13 protein-coding genes and 1 tRNA gene are annotated in these 17,464 nt (G+C 73.6%); 2 read left to right on the plus strand and 12 right to left on the minus strand.

Annotated features, from left to right (window positions below; genetic code table 11):
* Positions 1 to 213: 213 nt before the first annotated feature.
* Positions 214 to 287, plus strand: a tRNA-Pro gene (locus I6A60_RS37425).
* 193 nt (positions 288 to 480) lie between these two features.
* A complete protein-coding gene (locus I6A60_RS37430) occupies positions 481 to 1,092 on the plus strand; it encodes a hypothetical protein (RefSeq protein ID WP_203024337.1) in 612 nt (203 codons plus the stop codon).
* A gap of 43 nt (positions 1,093 to 1,135) precedes the next feature.
* On the opposite strand, the gene der is transcribed toward I6A60_RS37430, so the two are convergent.
* The 12 genes from der to I6A60_RS37490 form a co-directional block, all read right to left on the minus strand.
* The gene (der, locus tag I6A60_RS37435) at positions 1,136 to 2,548 is read right to left on the minus strand and encodes a ribosome biogenesis GTPase Der (protein WP_203024338.1); all 1,413 of its coding nucleotides are present in this window, start codon (positions 2,546 to 2,548) and stop codon (positions 1,136 to 1,138) included.
* 179 nt (positions 2,549 to 2,727) lie between these two features.
* Entirely contained in the window at positions 2,728 to 3,549 is an 822-nt protein-coding gene (locus I6A60_RS37440; RefSeq protein WP_203024340.1) for a 1-acyl-sn-glycerol-3-phosphate acyltransferase, read from the minus strand.
* Complete coding sequence (gene cmk / locus I6A60_RS37445; protein WP_203024341.1) at positions 3,546 to 4,304, minus strand: (d)CMP kinase; 759 nt, start codon at positions 4,302 to 4,304, stop codon at positions 3,546 to 3,548. The genes I6A60_RS37440 and cmk overlap by 4 nt, the downstream gene beginning before the upstream one ends.
* Before the next feature lie 336 nt (positions 4,305 to 4,640).
* The gene (locus I6A60_RS37450) at positions 4,641 to 5,741 is read right to left on the minus strand and encodes a prephenate dehydrogenase (RefSeq protein ID WP_203024349.1); all 1,101 of its coding nucleotides are present in this window, start codon (positions 5,739 to 5,741) and stop codon (positions 4,641 to 4,643) included.
* 154 nt (positions 5,742 to 5,895) lie between these two features.
* Positions 5,896 to 6,753 carry a pseudouridine synthase gene (locus tag I6A60_RS37455; protein WP_374113320.1) on the minus strand — a complete coding sequence of 286 codons (858 nt, stop codon included), beginning with the start codon at positions 6,751 to 6,753 and terminating at the stop codon, positions 5,896 to 5,898.
* Between the two features lie 134 nt (positions 6,754 to 6,887).
* A complete protein-coding gene (gene scpB, locus I6A60_RS37460; protein WP_203024342.1) occupies positions 6,888 to 7,661 on the minus strand; it encodes an SMC-Scp complex subunit ScpB in 774 nt (257 codons plus the stop codon).
* Positions 7,658 to 8,818, minus strand: a complete 1,161-nt coding sequence (locus tag I6A60_RS37465; RefSeq protein ID WP_203024343.1) for a ScpA family protein — start codon at positions 8,816 to 8,818, stop codon at positions 7,658 to 7,660. The genes scpB and I6A60_RS37465 overlap by 4 nt, the downstream gene beginning before the upstream one ends.
* A gap of 57 nt (positions 8,819 to 8,875) precedes the next feature.
* Complete coding sequence (locus I6A60_RS37470) at positions 8,876 to 9,577, minus strand: effector-associated domain EAD1-containing protein (protein WP_203024344.1); 702 nt, start codon at positions 9,575 to 9,577, stop codon at positions 8,876 to 8,878.
* Positions 9,578 to 9,684: 107 nt separating this feature from the next.
* Positions 9,685 to 13,839 (minus strand): FxSxx-COOH system tetratricopeptide repeat protein, encoded by a 4,155-nt coding sequence (fxsT, locus tag I6A60_RS37475; RefSeq protein ID WP_203041829.1) that lies wholly within the window; start codon positions 13,837 to 13,839, stop codon positions 9,685 to 9,687.
* The gene (locus I6A60_RS37480) at positions 13,836 to 14,891 is read right to left on the minus strand and encodes a MoxR family ATPase (RefSeq protein ID WP_203055828.1); all 1,056 of its coding nucleotides are present in this window, start codon (positions 14,889 to 14,891) and stop codon (positions 13,836 to 13,838) included. Before I6A60_RS37480 ends, fxsT begins: the two co-directional genes overlap by 4 nt.
* Complete coding sequence (locus tag I6A60_RS37485) at positions 14,888 to 16,318, minus strand: hypothetical protein (protein ID WP_203024347.1); 1,431 nt, start codon at positions 16,316 to 16,318, stop codon at positions 14,888 to 14,890. The genes I6A60_RS37480 and I6A60_RS37485 overlap by 4 nt, the downstream gene beginning before the upstream one ends.
* 201 nt (positions 16,319 to 16,519) lie before the next feature.
* The gene (locus I6A60_RS37490) at positions 16,520 to 17,209 is read right to left on the minus strand and encodes a Zn-dependent membrane protease (protein WP_203024348.1); all 690 of its coding nucleotides are present in this window, start codon (positions 17,207 to 17,209) and stop codon (positions 16,520 to 16,522) included.
* Positions 17,210 to 17,464 lie beyond the last annotated feature (255 nt).

A 17,464-nucleotide genomic window follows, 5' to 3' on the forward strand; every position in this document is an offset into this window, starting at 1 on the left:
CGCTGTTGTTATAACCCGCCGCGGCGGTGGGCCCCCGCCGCCGGGGCGGCCCCCCCACGGCCGCCGTACCCCAGTCATCACCACACCCCCCAGATCAGGTAAGGTGACATCGTCGCCGGGACCTGCGGGCAAGCCCGCAATGTTCCTGTAGGACTAAGACACGGTGATCCCGCCGGTGCAACACAGGACGGTCCCGATCTCAGGGGCTCGTTCCGGGACGTGGCGCAGCTTGGTAGCGCACCAGACTGGGGGTCTGGGGGTCGCAGGTTCAAATCCTGTCGTCCCGACGGGCAGCAAGAGGCCGCTGAGCAGGAGATCGATCCTGGTCAGCGGCCTTTTTTGCGTCCACCGTGATGGCTCGTCCGACGATCAGCCCGCGCGGAGCTTGGGACCAGATTGAGACCACTCCCCGGTCAGCGCCCGCGTCGGCGGCTTGGGCAAATGGCCCCCCGCCGGGGCCCGGTCCGGCAGGATCCACTCATGGCCAGTGACCGCTCGCCCGACGACTGGGTGTACGTCGTGACCGACATCGAGACGGACGGTGCCTGGCCCGGTCCCAACTCGATGCGGTCGTTCGCGTCGGTGGCCGTGTCGGTCGACGGCACGCGGCACGGCCAGTTCGAGGCCGTTCTGGAGCAGCTCCCAGGCGCCGCGCCGAATCCGGACACCCTCGCCTGGTTCCAGACGGAGCCGGTGGCGTGGGCGGCGGCGACGACCGGCCAGCGGCCCGTCCCGATCGTGATGGCCGAGTACGTCGCCTGGGTCCAGGCGCTGCCGGCCCGGCGGATGTTCGCCGCGTCCCCGCTCGGGTTCGACGGCTGCTGGATCGACTACTACCTGCGCCGCTTCACCCGGTACGGCCTGGTGCAGGGTCCCTACGAGGCCGACCGGCTGTTCACCGGACCTGGCCTGTGCATCCGCAGCTACGCCGCCGCCGTCACCGGGCTCCCCGTCGCGTCGGTCGGCGGGGCGAGCCTGCCGTCGGCCTGGTTCGGCGACGTGCCGCACACGCACTGCGCCCTCGACGACGCGCTCGGCTACGCCAACCTTCTGGTCGCGCTCACCAACCAGCCCCGGCCCGCCGGACCCTGACGCCAGGCGGGGCCAGGCCGGGTGCCCGGCCAGGCGGCGACCGCTAGTGGCGGCCTCTGCGGTCCTCGCGCTCGCGGACGCGGATGGAGATCTCCAGCGGGGTGCCGACGAAGCCGAAGTCCTCCCGCAGGCGGCGCTCCAGGAAGCGGCGGTAGCCGGGCTCCAGGAAGGCGGTGGCGAAGACGACGAAACGGGGCGGGCGCACGCCGGCCTGGGTGGCGAACAGGACCTTGGGAATCTTGCCGCCGCGCGGGGGCGGCGGGGTCGCGGCGACGACCTCGCCGAGCCACTGGTTGAGCCGGCCGGTCGGAATCCGGGTGCCCCAGCTCTCCAGCGAGGTGTGCAGCGCGGGGGCGAGCCGGTCGGTGGCCCGGCCGGTCAACGCCGAGACGTTCACCCGCGGCGCCCAGGCCACCCGGGCGAGGTCGCGGGAGATCTCCTTCTCCAGGGTGAGCCGGCGGTCCTCGTCGAGCAGGTCCCACTTGTTGAACGCCAGCACCAGCGCCCGGCCCGCGTCGACGACCATCTGGATGACCCGCTGGTCCTGCTCGGTCAGGGTCTCCCCCGCGTCGAGCAGCACGATCGCGACCTCGGCCGCCTCGATCGCGGCGGCGGTGCGCAGCGACGAGTAGTACTCGGCGCCGCTGGACTGGCCGACCCGGCGGCGCAGGCCGGCCGTGTCGATGAACAGCCACTGCTCGCCGCCGACCGTGACCAGCTCGTCGACCGGGTCGCGGGTGGTCCCGGCGACGTCGTGGACGAGCGCCCGCTCCTCGCCGGCGAGCCGGTTGAGCATCGAGGACTTGCCGACGTTCGGCCGGCCGACCAGGGCGACCCGGCGTGGGCCGTCCTCCTCGTCGAAACGCTCAGGCGGGGCCTCCGGCAGCGCGGCGAGCACCGCGTCGAGCAGGTCACCGCTGCCCCGGCCGTGCAGCGCCGACACCGGGTACGGCTCGCCGAGGCCGAGGCCCCACAGCGCCGCCGTGTCGGACTCCAGGCGCTGGTCGTCGACCTTGTTCGCGGCCAGCACGACGGGTCGCCCGGACCGGTGCAGCACCCGGGCGACGGCCTCGTCGGCATCGGTCGCGCCGACGGTGGCGTCGACGACGAACAGCACCGCGTCGGCGGTCGCCAGCGCCCGCTGGGCCTGCGCGGAGACCCGGCCGGCGAGGCCCCTGGCGTCCGGCTCCCAGCCGCCCGTGTCCACGAGGGTGAACCGGCGCCCGGACCAGTTCGCGTCGTAGGCGACCCGGTCGCGGGTCACCCCGGGGACGTCCTCCACGACCGCGGCGCGCCGGCCGAGGATGCGGTTGACCAGCGTCGACTTGCCGACGTTGGGCCGGCCGACGACGGCGAGCACGGGCTGGCCTCCGGCCACGGTGCCCGTCGTCGGGCCCTGGCTGTCCTGGCTGGCACCGCTGTCCTTGCTAGCGCTGTCGTCGTCTCGTGGGCTCACCGTGGTGCCGACTTCCTGGTAGGTCTCGCGTGGGTGGTTCTGGTGCTTCCGAGGGTATCCGGGCGCGCGCCAGACCGGCCCCCGCCAGACGGCGGACCCCGGCAGGGACAGGCGATTCCTACCTGGTGGTCACCGAACCTGCAGCTCTCGGGACCAGAACCTAGGACTCGGCGTCGTGCTTAGACGGTGTCGCCGGCGCGGGCGGCCGCCAGGTGGTCGGCCAGGTGCACCCGGATGTCCTCGGCGACGGCCGCCAGTGCCTTGCGCGAGCGGGGATTCGCGGGGATCTCGACGGCGAACGGCGCGCCGAAAACGACCCGCACCCGCACCGACCGCTTCGGCCAGCGCGCCCCCTTCGGCAGCGCGTCGCCGGTGCCCAGGCAGGCGACGGGCAGCACCCGGCAACGGCCGTGCACGGCGAGGTAGGCGATGCCGGCCTGGACCGCGCTCATCTCGCCGCTGCCGCGGGTGCCCTCGGGGAACAGGCCGATCGCCTTGCCGCGGCCGAGCTCGTCGAGGGCGGTGTGCAGGGCGACCCGGTCGGCCTTGCCGCGGTCGATCGGGATCTGCCCGACGAGGCGCATCAGCCAGCCGAGGAAGCCCTTGTACATCTCGATCTTGGCCAGGCAGCGGACCGTGCGGGGCGACTCGATGACGACCAGCGGGCCGTCCAGCCAGCTGGAGTGGTTTCCCGCGAAGATCAGCGGCTCGTCCAGCGGGATGTTTTCGACGCCCTCCAGCCGGATCCGCATCACCAGCCGGTTGAGCAGCACCCGGACCGGCGGCTTGAGCGTCCGGTGCAGGATGTCGTTGTACGGCTTCGACTCGGCGCCGCGGTGCAGCGGCTGCTTCGCACTGGTCTCCGCCGGCAGCGACGCGGGAGCCGGCTCGACGGCAGCTGGCGCGGGCTCGACGGCGACGGGCACCGGCTCGACGGCGACGGGTGCCGCCTCGACGACGGCGGACGTCGGCTCGGCCGGCTCCGCGTCGGGGCCGGTCATGGCGCCGACCCGGGGATCGCCGCCGCGAAGCCGGCCGCGGCGATGTGCCGCAGGACCTCCTCGACGACCTCGTCGACCGTCATGCCGCTGGAGTCGACCACGATCGCGTCCGGGGCCGCCTGAAGCGGGTCGACCTTACGGGTGCTGTCCAGCTCGTCGCGGCGGCCGAGCTCGGCCAGGGTCCTCGCGACGTCGTCGACGCCCTTCTCCCCCAGCTCCCGGGAGCGGCGCAGCGCCCGCACCTCGGTCGACGCGGTCAGGAAGACCTTGACCGGGGCGTCCGGGGCGACGACAGAGCCGATGTCGCGGCCCTCGACGACGATCCCGCCGGCGGTGTCGACCGCGTCGGTGATGATCTGCTGCTGCTGGCTGACGAGCCGGCTGCGGACTACGGCCACGGCGCTGACGGCGCTGACGGCGTTGGTGACCGCGCGGGTCCGGATCTCCGCGTCGACCCGGACCTGGTTGACCGAGATCGTCGGGCCGTCGGGGTCGGTGCCGGAGGTCAGCACGGCCCGCTCGGCGAGCTCGGCGACCGCCTGCGGGTCCTCGATGTCGATGCGCTGCTCAAGCGCGAGCTGGGTGACCGCGCGGTACATCGCGCCGGTGTCGAGGTAGCGCAGGCCGAGCCGGCGGGCGATCGCCTTGGCCGCGGTGGACTTCCCGGAGCCACCAGGCCCGTCGACCGCGACCACCAGACCGGGCCCGCTCCGGCCGCCGCCCGACTTCTCGCCGGAACCGTGGTCGTGCTCCACCCGCGTCCTCCGTCCGGACAGCATCAGACGCTGCCACTCGTCTCGAACCGATAGTGACCAGTCCGGCCGTCCCTCGGGAACCGGCGGGACGGCCGGGATCAGGCTACTCGGCCCACCTCGTCACCGACCGCCGGCTCGGCCCTCCGCGCGTCCCGCCCGCGATGACGCAACCACAGATGCCGACTCCGGCAGGCGCCCGCCCCAGTCGTCGGCCTGCAGCCAATTAGACGTTGGGAGGGCGCTCAGCGCCCGACAGGCAGGGCGGCCGAAGGGCGCTCAGCGCCCGACAGGCAGGGCGGCCGAAGGGCGCTCCGCGCCCGGTTCCGGCCGCACGCCTCAGGAGCGGGGATAGGCGCACCAGCCGGCGGCGTTCAGGCGGTCGACCAGGTCGGCGGCGACGTCCGGGGCGACGGCGAGCTCGATCACGCCGGCGGGGGCCTGGAGGCTGTGCTCGAAGGGCCCGATGTCCTCCAGGTTGACCCGCCAGTCGCCCATCGTCGTCAGCAGCGCGGCGAGCTGCCCCGGCCGGTCGTCGAGGACCACGCCGACCCAGCCCCAGGGCCGGGCCGCGGCCGGGCCGGGCTTGCTCGGCAGCAGGGTGCGGCCGGCGCGGCCGCGGTCCATGAGATCCGTGACGACCTTGCCGACCGAGGCCTCCGACGCGTGGTCGAGGGCGTCGGCGAGGGCGCCCAGCTCGGCGGCGACCCGGCGGGCCTGCGCGGCGACCGGCCCACGGTTGCCCTCCAGGATCGAGGACCACAGCGCCGGGTCGGAGTCCGCGAGCCGGGTGGAGTCCCGGAAGCCCTGCCCGGCCAGCGCCAGCTCACCGGGCCGCAGGTGCGGGGTGGCGGCCGCCAGCAGGCTGGAGACCACCTGCGGCAGATGGGACAGCGCGGCCATCGCCTCGTCGTGCCGGTCGGGGGTGGTGCGCACCGGCAACGCCCCGCAGGCGAGGGCGAGCGCCTCGGTGGCCGCGACGGCAGCCGCGGTGGTGTGCGCGGTCGGGCACAGCACCCAGGTCCGCTCCGCGAACAGGTCCGCCTGCGCTGAGGCGGCACCGCCGCGTTCCCGGCCGGCGATCGGGTGCGCGGGGCACCAGCTGGTCAGGTCGCAGCCGGCGACGACGGCCTCGGCGATCGGGCGGCTCTTCACGCTGGCGACGTCGCTGGCCGAGTCGGTGATCCCCGCCTGCTGGAGCGCGCGCAGCTCGGCGGCGACCGCGTGCGGCGGTACCGCGACGACGGCGTGCTCGACCCGCTCGCCCTGCCACAGCGAGCCGGCGCCCAGCGCCTCGGCGAGCTTGACCTGCTCGGGGTCGGTGTCGCGTAGCAGCACCTCGACACCGGCCCGGCGCAGCGCCAAGCCGATGCTCGTGCCGATCAGACCGGATCCGACGATGCCGACCCGGCGGGGCAGGTTTGGCGACGGCACGGGCACAGGTGTCACGTCGGCCCACGTTACGGCCCGTGGCCGGGCTACGCGGACGCGACCTTCCCCACTCCGGGCGCCCGGAGGCTGCCCGCCGACGACGCCAGCCCCGGTTGGGCACCCGCCGCCTGGGCTCAGGCCGCCCGGGGGCCGAGCCGGAGGCTCAGAGGCCGACCATGGAGTGCAGCGCGCCGACCTCGTGCAGGGTGAGGTGGCGGGCCCGGCCGGAACGCAGCGTGCCCAGGTGCACGGCGCCGAACTCGGTGCGCAGCAGGCGCACCACCGGGTGGCCGACCTCCTCCATCATCCGGCGCACGATCCGGTTGCGGCCCTCGTGCAGGACGATCTCCAGCAGGATCTGGGAGCCGACCTGGTCGATGATGCGGGCGTTGTCGACGCGCACCGGGCCGTCGGAGAGCTCGACCCTGGTGTGCAGCCGGCGCATCGTCTCCTTGCGCAGCGGGCCGTTGATCTGGACCTGGTAGGTCTTCGGCACCTGGTAGGACGGGTGGGTCAGCCGGTGGGCCAGGTCGCCGTTGTTCGTCACCAGCAGCAGGCCCTCGCTGTCGACGTCGAGCCGGCCGACGTGGAACAGGCCGGGGTTCGCGCCGAACTCGGTGAGCAGATCGGTGATCGTCGGCCGGTCCTCCGGGTCGGACATGGTCGACACGACCCCGCGCGGCTTGTTCAGCGCCAGATGGACCAGCCCGGTCCGGGTGACGACGCGCTCGCCGTCGACCTCGATGATGGCGGTCTCCGGGTCGACCCGGCGGCCCTGCTCACGCACGACCTTCCCGTCGACCCGCACGCGGCCGGCGTCGATCAGCTCCTCGTTGTGCCGGCGCGAGCCGACCCCCGCCGACGCCAGCACCTTCTGGAGCCGGATGCCCTCCTGGGCCGCCGTCTCGCCGCGCCCGCCACTGTCACGCCCGCCACTGTCACGCCCGCGAGTGTCACGCCCGCCGACGCCGCGCTCGCCGACCTCACGCCCGGCTGACCCACGCTCTGCCGTCCCGCTCACCTGCACACCACTTCCGCCACGTCCGCCACCCCGCCGCGGCCTCGTCGCCGCGTTCCGGGGATGTTCATCTCCAGGGTACGGACCGCGCGCCCGACCTCGTCACGCGCGCCGGCCCGGCGGGACAGCGCGGGGCGTCAGGGGGCGATGAGGTCCTCGATGTCGTCGAACCCGGGCAGCAGCGGAGCGAGCGGAGGAAGCTCGTCGAGGCCGCGCAGGCCCAGTCGCTCCAGGAAGTAGTCCGTGGTGCGGTAGAGGATCGCGCCCGTCTCCGGGTCGGTGGTGGCCTCCTCGACCAGCCCGCGGGCGGTCAGCGTGCGGATCACGCCGTCGGCCGAGACACCCCGGACCGCGGAGATCCGGCCCCGGCTGACCGGCTGCTGGTACGCGACGACGGCCAGCGTCTCCAGCGCCGCCTGGGACAGCTTCGACATCTGCCCGGCGAGCACGAACCGCTCGACCCAGGGAGCGCACTCCTCCGCCGTGTAGAACCGCCAGCCGCCGCCGATGTGGCGCAGGTCGAAGCCACGGCCGTCGGCCCGGTACTGCGCCGCGAGCTCGGCCAGCACCCGCTCGACGTCGAGCGCGTGCGCGGCCAGCCCGGTGGCCAGCTCCGCCACCCCGACCGGCTTCTCCGCGACCATCAGCACGGCCTCGATGAGCGCCACCAGCGGCGGTCGGTTCGCCGGCTCCGGTTCCGGCAGGGGTTCGGGCTCGGTGTCGGTCTCGTCGACCGCGGCCGGCTCATCGTCGTGGGCATCCGCCACGACGGCCTCGCGCTGGGCCGCCGGCTCCGGCACGGGCTCGGCGCCGTCCGCGGTGGCCTCCTGGCCTGCGGGTTCAGCGGGCTCGGGGGCGAGGCGCGGGGCGGGGATGTCCTGGGGGTGGTCTCCGGCGGGGTCCTCGGTCAACGCCCGGCCTCCTCGTCCGCGTCCTCGTGGTTGTCAGGGTTCTGGGCGTCAGGGTTCTGGGCGTCAGGGTCCAGGTCGTCGTCGAAGTCGCTGCGGGCGGGCAGGTCGGCGACGGGGGTGAGGCCGCCGCCGATGTCGGTGCCCTCCGGCTGCTGCTCGCTCCAGCGCACGATCAGCTCGCCGAGCGGGGTGTCCTGCTCGAACGAGATCCGGCCCTCGCGGAACAGTTCCAGCAGCGCCAGGAACCGGGCGACGACCTCGATGGTCTCCCGGCAGCCGACGCACAGCGACCGGAACGACGCGGCGCCCAGCTCCCGCAGCCGTTGGATCAGCACGAGCATGTGCTCCCGGACGCTGACCCGCGGGGCGTGCACGTGGTCGACCGCGACGACCGGGGGCAGCACCGGCTCGCGCAGCAGGACCGCCATCGCGGCGAGCTCGGAGGGCCCGACGGTGATCTGCACCTCGGGCAGCGCGGCGGCGTAGCGCGGCTCCAGCGCGACGGCGCGCGGGGTGAACCGGGACTCCAACGTCATCAGCGTCTGGAAGATCGCCGCGGCTTCCTTGTACGCCTTGTACTGCAGCAGCCGGGCGAACAGCAGGTCGCGGGCCTCCAGCAGCGCGAGGTCCTCGTCCTCGCCGTCGCCGCCGGAGGTGGGCAGCAGGCGGGCGGCCTTCAGGTCGAGCAGGGTCGCGGCGATCACGAGGAACTCGGTGGCCTGCCCGAGGTCGAACCGCTCGCCGAGCCGGCGCAGGTGCGCGACGAACTCGTCGGTCACCTTCGCCAGCGCCACCTCGGTGACGTCCATCTTGTGCTTGGCGATCAGGGACAGCAGCAGGTCGAACGGGCCGGAGAAGTTGTCCAGCTCTACGAGGAACGCCTCCGACCGGCCGCTGCGCGCGGTCAGCGGCAGGGCGTCGGCGGGCAACGCGCCGGCGCCACCGGACCCGGACCCAGCCGAGACGGCGGCCTCGTCAGCGGGTTGCGCGCCACTGTCGGGGGTGTCCGTCGGCCGGGCGTCGGACTCGTCCGGTCCAAGGCCCGGCGCAGTCAGGGAATCGGTCACGGCATCGTCCGTGCCGGTCTCGGCGTCGGCGCCGCCAGGCACGGCGCGCAGCGCGGCCGTCCTGGACGAGGCGGTGCGCGACAGGGCCATGGCGACACGCTACAGCCGATCACTTCGGCGGTAGCCAGGTCACGCCGGTGGTCGCGATCAGTCCGCGGACCTGGCCGCTCGCTCCGCGGGGTCCCGGGACAGCACAGGATGGTCCGGGAGACGGCTGGCCGCCGCCGTGAGGATCCTCGCCCGGCCGTCGGCAAGGATGCCGTCGCGCACGAGCGTCGCGACCTCGGCCCAGAACTCCTCGGCCGTGCTCACCCGCCAGGACGGCTGCCGCTCGGCGGCCAGCCCCGCCTCGGAGAGCAGCTGGCGGGCCGCCGTGTGGTCCGCGAACGCCGACGTGAGCGCGGCGAGCTCCTCGCCCGTCAGCGGCCCCCTGGCCGTGATCGCCGGACGCGCGACGGAGGTCGGCGCCGGCCACGGACCGCCACGAGCCGAGCGGTCGGCCGCGCCCCATCCGGTCGTGGGCAGCTGATCTGTGGTCTGCCGGTGCGGGGCCTGCTGCGCTGGGGTCTGCTGGTGGGGGGCCACCCCGCAGGCCTCCCAGCGTTCGACCAGCGCGGCCAGCGCGGTCGCTGTCTCCTCGTCGACGCCCAGGTCACGCGCCGCGTCGGGCAGGTGCGCCAGCCCGGCCGCCGACCGCCCGTAGAGGTCGACCAGCGCCAGCAGCCACTGGCGGCCGCTCGGCAGGTCGGGCACGTCGATGCTGGTCCCCGACCAGCCGGCGAGCCGCCCGAGAAACAGATAGCGGCTCTGCGGGCCGTGCAGCGCCAGGCAGCCCACGAGAAGATCCACGATCAGGCGCTCGACCGGCGCGCGGCACCGCCGCACCGCCAGGTTCGATGGCCCGACCGGCATCACGTTCCCCCGTTCCCGCCGCGGCTCGTCATGGTCACTCTGGCCTACAGAAGCTCGGGGTCGATGTCGAAGTCCGAGCGCATCCACGCCGTCGCGTTCTTCACAGCCTGATGCTGGGCACCCAGGACGCGGGTGAGGCGCTCGACTGTCGCCCCGTTCAGGCGGACACCCTCCTCTGCGCGATCGAGAGCCCGCAGATCCTGGGCCAGGTTGACGGTGATCAGCAGCGTCTCGGGGTGGTCGTCGCCCAGTGTTCGGCGGCACCGGACGATCGTGTCCTCGTCACGCTCCCGCGCCCGTTCGAACTCCCCGGCCGCGAACAGGTCACTGGCCAGGTTGGCGGCCGCGGCCAGCGTGTAGGGGTGGCCAGGGCCAAGCCGATCGGCGAGCACGCCCAGCGACAGCCTGTCCATCTCGACGGCGCGCGAGACGTCGCCGCGGTGCCGGAGCGCGAGCGCCAGGCTGACGGCGGCGGCCCTGGTGTGGGGATGCGCCTCGCCGAACGTCCGCTCGCAGCGTCCCAACGCCTCCTCGGCCAGCTCGCTCGCCTCAACCAGGTTCCCGGTGTTGCGCAGGTCGGCGGACAGCGCCGCCGACAGCGCCAGCGACGCGGCGATCGTGCGGGGATGGTCCCGCCCGTAGCGCCGGTCGAGCTGCGTCCGGACGTCTCTGGCGACGCGAAGCGCCTCCTCGTGCAGGCCAGCCTTACGCAGGGCCACGGCGAGCTGGTTCTGCGCCGTCAGGACGTCGATGTGGTCCCGCCGGCCGCCGACCGCCTCGGCGAGCCGCTCGACGATCCGCCGCTGGCGGAGCGGGGCGTCCACATAATCGCCCGTCTCCCGTTGGTCGATGGTCAGGCCCAGCAGGGTGCGCAGGGTGTCGATGTTGTTCTCCCCCAGCACCGTGGCGCGCAGGCTCCATGTCGCCTCGTCGGCGCGCCGGGCCTCCTCGTAGCTGCCGACGAGGCGAAGGGCTGCGCCGACCTCGTGCGCCGCCACAAGCCTGGACGGATGATCCGGACCGAGGGCCTGGGTGGCGCGGCGCAGCCGCTCCTCGGCGAGCTCCAGACAGCCGTGGAAGTCACCGGCCGCGACCAGGTCCGCGACCCGGTTGCCCATCGCCAGCAGCGTCTCGGGGTGGGCTTCGCCATGGACCCGCGTGCACAGCTCCAGCGTGCGGGTGTTGATCCGGGCGGCCTCGTCGTAGTGGCCGTTAGCGTGGTGAAGCCGGCCAAGCCAGCCGGCAAGGCGCACCATCTCGGGCGCCTCCTCGCCGGTGGTCTGTTTCCAGGTCTCGTGGACCTGCATCGCAAGCTCGAGGCTGCGTTCGTGGTCACCCCATCGGAAGAGGTAGATGACCTCGTTCACGAGCGTCTCGCGCACGCGCGGGTCCCTGCTGTCCGCCGCGTCGGTAGCGAGAAGGTGTGGGTACAGCTCGGCGTACCGGAGCCAGGAGCGCGGATCGTCAGGAGCTCCCGGGTCAGCGGAGGCCAGCAGGGCGTGTGCGACGTTTCGCACGGCGTCACGTTCGCCTGCGGGAATCTGGTCGATGACCCTTGTCTGAATCAGTCGCTGCATTTCCAGTGAGTCCGTCTCGGTATCGACGCGCGCCAGGCCATATCGGCCGATCTCCCGAATGGCGCGGTCTAGCTCAACTGGCTCTCGCAGCGCCGCGAGGAGCGCCGGCCTGATCCCGGTCCCGGGGCCGTCGGCCAGCAGTTGCTTGCGGACCGGCACCGCCGCGAGGAAGGCCAGGAGCCGCGCGAGCAACAACGCGTCCGGCGTATTCTGTTCGAGCTGGTCGAGCGCCAGTCTCAAGACAGCCTGCACCGGATACTCATAGTCGAACGAGGCTCCGGCATGTACGGCGCGATTGTCCTCTACCAGGCGGATATACTCGTCCGCCGGCATTCCGGTCTCCGCCCTCCACGCCCTCGCCTGTTCCAACGCCAGCGGTAGGTCGCCGAGAGTATCCGCGATCCGTCCAGCCTCCTCCTCGGAAAGCCGCGGCCGGCCGTCCGGCCCGACGACGGAGCGCAGCATCTCGATGCTTTCCGAGCGTCGGAAGACGTCCGCCACGATGCCACGCGTCACCTCATTCCACCGCGCATTCCGTGAGGTGATCAGAATATGACCACCCTCCGCGAAGAAGTCTCGGACGGCTCTTGGATCCTCAGCGCCGTCGAACACTAGCAGCCACCTGCGGAACGGCTGGCCGCGACGGAGCGCCTCAAGGACCGCCGGTACGGCGGCGTCCGCCTCCGCGCCAGCCTCGATGTCAAGCTGCCTTCCGAGCTCGACCAGCGACGCCTCGATCTGCGCGACGCGTTCGGCCGCAATCCACCAGACGAGCTCGTACTCATGCCCGAACCGGTGGATGTACTCAGCGGCAAGCGCCGATTTACCCACCCCACCCAGTCCGTGCAGCGCCTCCGGGAGAAGCGCCGTCGAGCCTTCCTCCAGGTTGGACCGTAGCGTTTGCAACAGGTCCTCGCGCCCGGTGAAGTGCGGGTTGCGTGCCGGAACGTTTCCCCAGATCACGTTCCTCGACGGGGGCGCAACCGTCAGCGGCTGGGCGAGGGCGGTCTGGAGGCGGCGGGCGCGGGGGAGGTAGGGGCCGGACAGGGCGCCGAAGGCGAGCGCTTCGACGGCGACGTAGTCCTCGGTGTCGGGGGTGACGGCCGGGATGGGGGTGCCGTTCGGGTCGAGGAGGGCGTCGGCGAGGTGGCGGACAGCCGGGACCTTCGGGCCCAGGTCGGCGCTCACCGTCCGCAGCACGCGGACGGTCTCGGCGCGGCTGCAGTACGGCAGCAGGTGTTCCCGCAGGCCCGGGGCGAAGTCGTAGGCGATGTCCGTCTCCTCGGCCGACGAGGCGGCGACCGGGTACAGCAGCCCGTGCGCGAACAGCTCGCTCAGGGCCGCGGTGGTGCGCCCCGGCGGTCCCTCCACCAGGCGTAGCAGCGGCCGCAGCGTCGAGCGGGTGATCGGGGCCGCCGCGAGGTGGGTGGCCAGGTCGAACGCCACGGCGCTCGCGGCCGAGCGGAAGGCGTCGACCTGCCGGCGGGGCAGTGCCAGGCCCCAGGCCGCCTCGCCGCCGTCGCCCGCTGGCGGGCCCGGCTCGGGCGGCGCCGGCGAGACCAGGACGGTGGGCAGCTCTCGCCCGCCCGCGCCGTCCTGGGTCAGCCGCGCGGCCCAGCGGGCGAGCGACGTCGGATCCGGCTCCAGCAGCGGCACCGCGATGGACTGGCCGTCGGTCACGGGTCGCAGGCCCTGGTTCTCCTCCAGGCCGGTGTAGCGCAGCGTGGACCGTGGCACGGCGCCGAGCAGGGCGACCGGGAGGCGCCGCGCCCAGGTCCACACGACGCGCCCCGCCAGCCCCCGGCGCCAGGCCGTGCCCATCCCGTCGGTGAGCACCCAGACGACCCGCCGGCCGGGCGGTTCGAGCAGCCGGGACGGCGAGAACCCGTTCGGCGCCTGCCTGCTGCCGCGCAGCCGCAGGTCGCGCGCGTCGCCGACGTCGGTGTCCAGGTAGCAGAGCCGGACGTCCTCGAACACGCCGAGCCGTTCCAGCATGGCGACCAGGCGGGGCACCAGGCTCTGCCACACGGACATGGTCCAGTTGTCGTCTACGACAAGGGTCAGCGACCACCGCCGCTCGGGCACCGGCCGGTAGACCGGCCGCCAGCGCCCGTCGGCGAGGTGACGCGCGGTCGCCTCGTCGTCCAGGACGACGTCTCGGGACGAGGGCACCCACTGGCGCGCCACGTTCAGCGCCTGGTGGACCTCGCGCCACTGGGTGACCAGCGATTCCAGCGTCGGCGGCGTCGGCTCGCTCCAGCCGCCGCGCCGCCTGCGCGCGCCGGCCCCGCCGCCGGAGCGCCGGCGTGCCGAGGCGCCCTGGTCGCGCGCAGGGCTTTCCGAAGGCTGGTCGACGGGCTGCCCGTCGAAGGCCGCCACGGCCCCGGCTGGCGATCCCCGGGCGCCGTCGCGCGGACTGGCCGACTCGGCCTCCCGTCCGGGCTGGCCGGTCGGACGGGAGCTGGCCGGGTCGGGGCTGGGCTGTCCCGTCTCGTCGTCCCCGCGCGCGGCCCGCGGCGCGGGAGGTGGCAGGTCGGCGGCGACCGCGGCGAGCCACAGGGCGTCGGCGAGGTCGCGCGGGTCGACCGGCTGCCCGCGCGCGGGGACCCCGGAGGGAGTCATCCCAGGTTCGCCGTCGGATCCAGTCGGCGCCAGATCGCGGCCAGCAGGTCGGCCTGGTCCGCCCCGACGCCGTCCAGGGCCCCGGAGGTGACGAGATAGGTGGCGTTGAGGAGCTGGTCGGCGGCGAGCATCCCCTGTCGGCGGCGGGCGACGAACTGCTCGACGATGCGACGATGCTGGCCGTCCCCCTCGGGGAAGTGCGCGGCGACCAGGTCCACGAGCGCCTCCGTGTCCGGCTCGGGGACGTCGAGGCGCACGCACCGGCGCAGGAACGCCGCCGGGAACTCGCGCTCGCCGTTGCTGGTGACCACGATGATCGGGAACTCGTGCACCCGCACGATCCCGTCCCGGATGGGTGCCATCTCCCCCCGATCCGCCGTGTAGACCATCGCCTCGGGCTCCAGGTTGCGGACGCGGACCAGCTCGGGCAGGTCGAACTCGCCGTCCTCCAGGATCGTCAGCAGATCGTTGGGCAGGTCGTAGTCGCTCTTGTCCAGCTCGTCGACCAGCAGCACGCGCGGACGGGCCCGCGGCAGCAGCGCCGTCCCGAGCGGGCCCAGGTGGACGAAGTCACCGATCGGCGGCACGGAGCGGTCCGCGGCCGGGCCGGCGCCCGACTCCACCACGGCCTGGGCCCGGCCGATCGCGTCGTACTCGTAGAGACCGGAGCGCATCGTCGTGCGGCTCGTGATCGGCCACCGCAGCACCCGACCGAGCCCGAGCTCCCGGGCGATCAGGTAGGCGAGGGAGGACTTCCCCGAGCCGGGACCACCGGTGACCAGCAGCGGCCGGCGTAGGTGGAGCGCCGCGTTGATGACGCTGAGGTGCTCGGTGGTCAGCTGCTTGGTCGCGCCGGAGCCGAGGCGGCGCTGGGCCTCCTGCCCGTCGCTGGGCGGCGGCGGCAGGTCGGGCCCGCCGTCGAAGGTCCGCCATGGTGGCGGCGGTGGCCAGCGCCGGTCCCGCTCGTCCGGCGGCAGCGGTCGCCCGGTTCCCCGGAAGATCCACCAGGACGGTCGTTCGGGCTGCTCGGGTGGCATGGGCCGTTCGGTCATCGCGCGCGTCTCCGTTCCACCGGGGCGGCTATCCACGGCCCCTGCTCCGGCTGCCGCTCCGGGTCGTCCCAGATCACGGCAAGGTTGCGGCCGAGGTCCGGCCAGTCCGCTGGCGCGAGGTGCGCCTGCACGCGCAGTCGGCGCAGCCGGTCGCGCAGATCGGTCAGGCCGACGCCGTCGGCGGCCGTCAGGAAGTCCCGCAGCGCGTCGGCCACCTGGTCGCGGGTCTGCTCGGCGCGGTGCCAGGCGACCACCGGCAGGCCGCAGCTCAGCGCAAGCCGCAGCTCCAGCGCGGCCGGGCCGCCCAGCGGCGGGCCACTCAGCACCAACGCCACCAGGCTCTCCTGCGTGAGGATCTTCGCCTGTAGCTGGCCGAGGTCGGGAGCGTCGAGCACGGGGTCGCAGTGGACGGTGTCGGCGAGGCCGTCGGTCAGCTGCCGCCAGCGCAGCCGCCACACCCGGTGCCAGGGCCGGGTCCGCTGCCGTTCCAGGCTGCGCAGGACGACCGGGTACTGGATGCCGATCGAGCGCGGCAGCGCCGAGTCGATTTCCTTGCGCCACTGGTCGACCGGAAGGTGCAGGAGCTCCAGCGGGAGGATGAACTCGAGCTCGACGGTGTTCTCCCCGTCGGCGAGCAGGTCCTCCAGGTCGAGGACCAGATCCTCGGTCACCCGCTCCAGGTCGCGCTCGTCCCGGGGCACGAGGCGGGTGCCACAAGGCTCGAACCCCTCGATGCCGGGCCACTGGCGCCACCAGGTCAGCTCGAGCCGGTCGTCGTCGAGCCGGTTGCGCTCCAGTTGGACGATCAGGCGGACGGCGCCGGCCGGGAGGGTGCGGCGCCCGCGGGCCGCGGCCAGCTCGCCGGCCAGCCCGTCGGCGTCCGCGCGCCGCCGGATCCAGCGCTCGACCTGCTGCGCGGTGTCGGGGCGCAGCCGGTCTCCCAGGGCGTCCACGAAGGGCAGGTAGGGCGGCAGCCCGCCGACGGCGGAGTTCCTCCGGGTCAGGTGCAGCAGCACCGCCCAGGCCGAGTCGCAGTGTGGCGGAGGGCTGACGGGCAGGTCGCCGGCCGCCTGCCGGTAGGCATGTCCGGCCTCGCCCGCGAGGATGTCGGCCAGCTCGCCGGTCAGGCGCCCCAGTAACTCGTCGGGCAGGTCGGCCAGGACGGCGCAGGCCTCCCACCAGTCGACCAGCCGGCACAGCTCGTCGAAGGTCGACTCGGGTACGCCCAGGTCCCGCGCGGCCAAGGGAAGCTGGGCCAGCCCCTCGGCGGACTTTCCGCACGTCGCGACCAGTCCGAGGAACCACTGCCGGTCCGTCGCGAAGCCGGGAAACTCGAACTGGGCGGCGGACAGCTGGGAGAGCCGGTCCAGCAGCAGGTGCCGGCTCTGCTCGGAGCGCAGCACGAGACAGTCGCTCAGCAGGTCCACGAGGGCTCTCTCGACGGGTGCCCTGCGGCGTTCGACGACGGCGCCTGGTCCGGTCAACGCACCGTCCAGCGCGCGAGTCGCGCCGACCCGGACCGGGCCCGATGCCTTCCGGGCGACCAGGAGCGCGACGCGTCCCTCATGCGCCGGCCGCCCCCCGCCGCCCGTTTGTCATGTACGCCCGTCGAAACCGAGGATCTGGCCCTACAGGCTGATGCCGACGATGTCGCCCAGCCCGCGCAGCAAGGGTGGGACGAGTTGGCCGACGACGTTCGGGAGGCTCGGCAGCAGGACCGGGATCAGCAGGATCACCAGCAGCAGGATGACGCCGAGGTGGGACTCGGTGAGCTTGTAGTTGGCGTTCTTCCAGCCCTGCGAGGTCGGGGCCAGGAGGAACAGAATCCTGCCGCCGTCGGTGGGCGGGATCGGGATCAGGCTGAGGACGAACATCGACGCGAAGGTGATCGCCATCCAGAGGAGCAGGTGCGCGCCGAACCCGCCGACGCGGCCCACCTCGATCACCCGGCTGCCGTCGGCGATGTGGCCCGGGTCGGTGACCGCCGCCAGTGCCCCGATCGACCCGAACGCGAGCAGCAGGTAGGCGAGCGGGCCGGCCAGCAGCGCCGCGCAGATGTGGAACCGCCGCTTGCGCCAGACCTCGTTCATCCGGATCGGCTCGGTCCAGCCGTTGCCGACCAGCACCATCGACACCGCGCTGAACGGGCTGATTCGGGTGGGCAGCGGCCGGGCCGACAGCCGCCCCGAGCGGCGCGCCGACGGGTCGCCGAGCAGCTTCGCCGCGTAGATCTGGGCGGTGTCGTGCGCGTAGACCCCGAGGAGCAGGGCGACGAGGATCCCGAGCAGCGCCGAAGGCTCGGCCAGGTGAAACAGCACGACAACTCGTCCGTCTTCTGTAGGGCAGCGGACCGGTCTCGACCCGCCAGTCCGTCTCCGTCACCCGTCTAACGCCCCGGGTCGCACTGATTCTCCCACGCGTGCCGCGCCGCCCGGCCGTCACCGCCTCCGATGGCCCCGCGCCGGTCATGATCGCCGTCTTGGCCCTAATGGGAGGTGCCGGGTTGCCGTGGGGCAGGCTCGGTGTCGGTAGCCGCTGGTGGGTGAGCGCTCTTTGGCCCTGGGCTGTGGTTG

It is taken from the genome of Frankia sp. AgB1.9 (assembly GCF_016786355.1).
Lineage (GTDB): Bacteria > Actinomycetota > Actinomycetes > Frankiales > Frankiaceae > Pseudofrankia.

Bases quoted from the DNA above. Each gene is read 5' to 3' on its own strand.
- I6A60_RS37465 (WP_203024343.1), bottom strand. From the start codon at position 8,818: ATGGCCCTGTCGCGCACCGCCTCGTCCAGGACGGCCGCGCTGCGCGCC.
- fxsT (WP_203041829.1), bottom strand. From the start codon at position 13,839: ATGACTCCCTCCGGGGTCCCCGCGCGCGGGCAGCCGGTCGACCCGCGC.
- I6A60_RS37440 (WP_203024340.1), bottom strand. From the start codon at position 3,549: ATGACCGGCCCCGACGCGGAGCCGGCCGAGCCGACGTCCGCCGTCGTC.
- I6A60_RS37480 (WP_203055828.1), bottom strand. From the start codon at position 14,891: ATGACCGAACGGCCCATGCCACCCGAGCAGCCCGAACGACCGTCCTGG.
- I6A60_RS37430 (WP_203024337.1), top strand. From the start codon at position 481: ATGGCCAGTGACCGCTCGCCCGACGACTGGGTGTACGTCGTGACCGAC.